This is a genomic window from Okeania sp. SIO2B9, assembly GCF_010672505.1.
Taxonomy (GTDB): Bacteria; Cyanobacteriota; Cyanobacteriia; order Cyanobacteriales; family Microcoleaceae; genus Okeania; species Okeania hirsuta.
Genome location: NZ_JAAHGK010000528.1, coordinates 1 through 4,883, shown reverse-complemented (window position 1 = coordinate 4,883; position 4,883 = coordinate 1). Strand labels below are relative to the sequence as shown.

4 protein-coding genes and 1 pseudogene are annotated in these 4,883 nt (G+C 37.1%); 3 read left to right on the top strand and 2 right to left on the bottom strand.

Annotated features, from left to right (window positions below; translation table 11 throughout):
- Positions 1 to 821: 821 nt before the first annotated feature.
- Complete coding sequence (locus F6K13_RS18370; protein ID WP_124155094.1) at positions 822 to 1,187, bottom strand: hypothetical protein; 366 nt, start codon at positions 1,185 to 1,187, stop codon at positions 822 to 824.
- A gap of 389 nt (positions 1,188 to 1,576) precedes the next feature.
- Positions 1,577 to 2,338 (bottom strand): iron-sulfur cluster biosynthesis transcriptional regulator SufR, encoded by a 762-nt coding sequence (gene sufR / locus F6K13_RS18365; protein ID WP_124147753.1) that lies wholly within the window; start codon positions 2,336 to 2,338, stop codon positions 1,577 to 1,579.
- 153 nt (positions 2,339 to 2,491) lie between these two features.
- On the opposite strand from sufR, the gene sufB reads away from it, so the two are divergent.
- The 3 genes and pseudogenes from sufB to F6K13_RS18350 form a co-directional block, all read left to right on the top strand.
- Positions 2,492 to 3,928 (top strand): Fe-S cluster assembly protein SufB, encoded by a 1,437-nt coding sequence (sufB, locus tag F6K13_RS18360; RefSeq protein WP_124147752.1) that lies wholly within the window; start codon positions 2,492 to 2,494, stop codon positions 3,926 to 3,928.
- A 304-nt stretch (positions 3,929 to 4,232) separates the two neighbouring features.
- Positions 4,233 to 4,478: pseudogene (locus F6K13_RS18355) on the top strand (four helix bundle protein); the annotation flags it as partial.
- A 188-nt stretch (positions 4,479 to 4,666) separates the two neighbouring features.
- Positions 4,667 to 4,883, top strand: a 217-nt coding sequence (locus tag F6K13_RS18350) for an ATP-binding cassette domain-containing protein (RefSeq protein WP_287287958.1), incomplete at its 3' end; no start/stop codon positions are given.

Sequence of the window (4,883 nt, the reverse complement as noted above, 5' to 3'; positions counted from 1 at the left end):
CGAGTATCTTCGCCACCATAGCGTTTAACTTCCGAGTTCGGGATGGATCGGAGTGGGTCCACTACGTCATAGACACCAGGAAAAGCTAATAATTAGATATATTAATTATTTTATTTTTTTCTAACCGTTTCAGGTGTTAGGTGCTTTTTTTTCCTGACATTTATTACTATAAATATCTTTTTCAGAAATGTCAACCCCCTAAGCAAATTTTTTTTAATCTCTGAATTTCCGGCCAAGGGGAGTAGGGGAGCAGGGGAGAAATTCAGATAAATCTTAGATTGTTTCCCTGTTATACACCTTCTAAAAATCTAGACAATCCTAAACACGCTCTTCATCGGTGATGTTGAGCGAAATTCCTGCTCACTCGTCCATAAGTCTACTGGCAAAGAAGGTTAATGTTCTGCTCAAACACATTGAGTTTAGAATTCCCTAGGGGGGTTTTCGTCAAACACGAAAAGTCGAGTGCCAAACACTCCATAATTGTTGCTAAAATTCTTTTCTCCTAGCAGACATATGTAATAATAACACAGATTAATGGCATAAAAACATAGACATTTTGTAGATATAAGTATTGGATAGTCCATGTTTTGAAGCTTTAGCAAGCAGCAGTAAGTATATAGAACCCTTTTGATATCTTTGCACGCGGTATGTGCTTTTGGCTCAGGTCTTTAGGTAGGGCAATCATCAGATTGGCCACGTACAGGAATCAGAAGTTAGGATATTCAGTTAGAGAATAGGGGAAAAAAGTTGAAATTTTCTCCCATCTCCCCATCTCCCCAAATTCCCCTCCTGGGAGGGGTTAGGGGTGGGTCCCTATCTCCTCATCTCCCCTCTTTCTCATACCATTTAACCACCTGTTGCACCGTCAAATCTTGGAGTGGTACACCAAATTCTTGAGAAACCTCTTTTAAAGGACGTAACGAGGAGATGACTAACCTAGTAAAAAAGCTCTCAAAGTTAGCATCTACATCTAAATGTTCCTTAATATTCTCGTCCTTTTGAATCCAAGTAGTTATTTGCTCTGAGGGTATTTCTTCTGGAGCTAAACCTGTTTCTTCTGCTATTTGCTTCAGACACCTCAATGAATAAATGGCCAGTCGCGTTGAAAACTTGTCTTTGGAAGTTAGGAGCGCCCCATCAACTTGAGCAGATTCCTCCGCTGTTAAAAATTCCATAGATTGTTGCATATTAATTTTTGATTTTATATTTTTTTATTAAGGATCAAAGGGAAGTTGCTCACACTGATTATGGCACGGATACAGGGATAGGGAAGGGAGTAGGGAGTAGGGGAGTGGGGGAGTAGGGGAGTGGGGGAGTAATTATAGAATGGTAAACACATATCATATTTATCAAAATAATATCGGTATAAAACCCCGCCTTGACTGGCGAAATATTTTTGGAACCTTGCTCAAATCCTCATTACAAAAATAACTTCTGAGTTCTGAGTTCTGAGTTCTGAGTTCTGAGTTCGTTAAATAACCGGATTCTATATCAGAATTAGACACTCATTTTTATAGCAAGGAACAAGAACAAGTTGTTTAGGACAGAGACTGATGATAAAGGAAATGTTTCCCCCCTATTCCCTATTCCCTGTTCCCTGTTCCCTGTTCCCTCTCTTAGTTATTAAATAACCACAACGATGTTCTCCATTAACAATCCAATGAGTTCTCTCCACAGTACAATCAGGCAGTACAGCACCAAACATCTCTAATTCATGGCCACAAACACTGGGGAAAGATTCGGCCACACTGGAGATAGCACAGTTGTGCTCCATAAATATGTAGCGTTCAACGGGCAACTGTGGTTCTCCTATTTCTGCTGAGGAAGCTGAATCACTTTTGACTTTTGAATTCTGAATTTTGAGCGATCGCTCGTCCACTTCCTGAGATTCTACAGGAGACCACTCTGCCATGAAACCCTCTGCTTTGCGGAGTTCTACTAAATGGGCTACGCGTTCCTGCACTTTTCCTGTCCCTAATAGTTGGCGATAGTGCATTGCTTTACGCTGCCATTGTTTGTGGAATACTTGACTGAGTTGGTCCTGGCCAATAGTTTCGGCTAAGGTGTCAAGGAAGGAAACGGCAAATTCATCATAATTATGGGGAAAGCGATCGCGTCCTTGAGTTGTTAATTGATAAATATGTTGTGGCCTTCCCATCCCGGTTTGTACTGACTTATATATAATCAGTCCTTCTGCTTCTAAGTCTTTTAAATGGCGACGTATAGCTTGGGGACTAATTTCTAAAGATTCTGCCAACTCTAAAGCGGTGGCTTGAGTTCGCTTCATTAAATGTTGTAGGATTTCTTGTTTGGTCGAATTTTGTTGGGTAATTTCCATTTTGTCAAAAAAAAATATTTAAATTGGACTTTGACAATATCATTGTTGTTAATGTAACCTAAAATAGACTTAAGCAACAAATAAGTTGTTTAAGTGGCTGCTAAAGGCCATCTAAATTACTAAAGAAGTAAATATAACTAGGAAATAAATACAATGACTGCTAAAGTAACAACCTTAGTTAATCAACCTTATAAGTATGGTTTCGTTACCGATATCGAATCAGAAACTATTCCTCGTGGACTGAGCGAAGATGTAATTCGTCTGATATCTGCTAAAAAAAATGAGCCAGAGTTCATGCTCAACTTTCGTCTGAAAGCATATCGAAAGTGGCTACAAATGAAGGAACCAGTATGGGCACAGGTTGACTATCCACAAATAGATTATCAAAATATTATTTACTATTCTGCACCAAAAGTTCAAGATAAGAAGAAAAGTCTGGATGAAGTAGATCCTACTTTGTTAGATACTTTTGAGAAACTTGGCATTCCCCTTTCGGAGCAGAAGCGTCTGAGTAATGTTGCGGTTGATGCTGTATTTGATAGTGTTTCTGTTGCGACTACTTTTAAGGAGAAACTTGCTGAAGATGGTGTGATTTTTTGTTCTATTTCTGAAGCAGTGCAGGAATATCCAGAGTTGGTGGAAAAATATCTTGGTAGTGTTGTACCTGTAGGGGATAATTTTTTTACTGCTCTTAATTCTGCTGTATTTAGTGATGGGTCTTTTGTCTTTATTCCTAAAGGTGTAAAATGTCCGATGGATCTTTCTACTTACTTCAGAATTAATAACGGAGATGCTGGTCAGTTTGAGCGGACTTTAATTGTTGCTGAGGAAGGTAGTTCAGTAACATATTTGGAAGGTTGTACTGCTCCAATGTTTGATACTAACCAACTTCACGCTGCTGTAGTTGAACTTGTCACTCTTGACAATGCTGAGATTAATTATTCGACGGTGCAAAACTGGTTTGCTGGTGATGAAAATGGTAAGGGTGGTATTTATAATTTTGTGACTAAGCGCGGTTTGTGCAAGGGAGTAAATTCTAAAATTTCTTGGACGCAGGTAGAAACTGGTTCTGCTATTACCTGGAAATATCCTAGTTGTGTTTTGGTGGGGGACAACTCCGTGGGAGAATTTTATTCTGTTGCTCTGACTAATAATAAGCAGCAAGCAGATACAGGTACGAAAATGGTACATATTGGCAAAAATACTCGCAGTACAATTATTTCTAAGGGTATTTCTGCTGGCAACTCTGCTAATAGTTACCGTGGTTTGGTGAAAATGGGGTCTGGTGCTAAGGGGTCGCGGAATTATTCTCAATGTGACTCAATGTTAATTGGCGATCGCGCTCAAGCAAATACTTTTCCTTACATTCAAGTAGATAATAATACTGCTAAGGTTGAGCATGAAGCTTCTACTTCTAAAATTGGGGAAGACCAACTTTTCTATTTTACTCAACGGGGAATTTCTGCTGAAGATGCGGTGTCTATGATTATTAGTGGTTTTTGTAAGGATGTTTTTAATGAGTTGCCTATGGAATTTGCTGTTGAAGCTGACAAATTATTGAGTTTAAAGTTGGAAGGAACAGTGGGATAATTAATAATTAATAATTAATAATTAATAATTAAGAGCTGATTTGTAAACTGAGTTGAAGCTCATTTATACTATTGGTTTGCGGAAAATTATGTCCTGGGGGATAGTGTCAAATTCTTGCATTGTAAAGCATTTATCCTCTTAATATTTACTTTGTAAATCAGCTCTAATAATTATTAATGGATAATTGCTAATTATGAAAAATAATGTAGTCAAAGAAAAATTATTTGCATTTGCACTACGAATTGTTAAACTGTCAAAACACCTTAATCAAGAGAAACAGGAGTATGTTTGATCAAAGCAATTACTTCGTAGTGGTACAGCAATTGGTGCTTTGGTGCGTGAAGCTGAATACGCTGAAAGTCCTGCCGACTTTGTACATAAAATGGCTATTTCTCTAAAAGAGGTCAATGAAACTCTGTATTGGTTAGAGCTATTACATCAAGCAAATTACATTGATGTCAAAGGGTTTGACTCAATTAATCAAGACTGCATAGAACTCTTAAAACTTCTGACAGCTATTGTCAAATCGACCAAATCAAATAATTATTAATTATTCATTATTAATTATTCATTATTTACGGATGACGGCTATTGTTAAATCGACCAAATCAAATAATTATTAATTATTCATTATTAATTATTCATTATTTACGGATGACGGCTATTGTTAAATAGGCAAAATCAAAAAACCAATAAAAAGTTATCAATTATTCATTATAAATTACAAAAGAGGTATATATGATTAAAGAAAATAGCGAAGTTATTTTATCTGTTAAAAATTTAACTGCTAATGTAGAAGGAAAAGAGATTCTTAAAGGCTTAAATTTAGAAATAAAAGCTGGAGAAATTCATGCCATCATGGGGCCAAATGGTTCCGGTAAAAGTACTTTTTCTAAAGTATTAGCAGGTCATCCTGCCTACGAAGTTACAGGGGGAGAAATTACATTTTTAGGCA

Excerpts from the sequence above, each read along its gene's own strand:
- F6K13_RS18370 (WP_124155094.1), bottom strand. The coding sequence starts at position 1,187 with ATGCAACAATCTATGGAATTTTTAACAGCGGAGGAATCTGCTCAAGTT.
- sufR (WP_124147753.1), bottom strand. The coding sequence starts at position 2,338 with ATGGAAATTACCCAACAAAATTCGACCAAACAAGAAATCCTACAACAT.
- sufB (WP_124147752.1), top strand. The coding sequence starts at position 2,492 with ATGACTGCTAAAGTAACAACCTTAGTTAATCAACCTTATAAGTATGGT.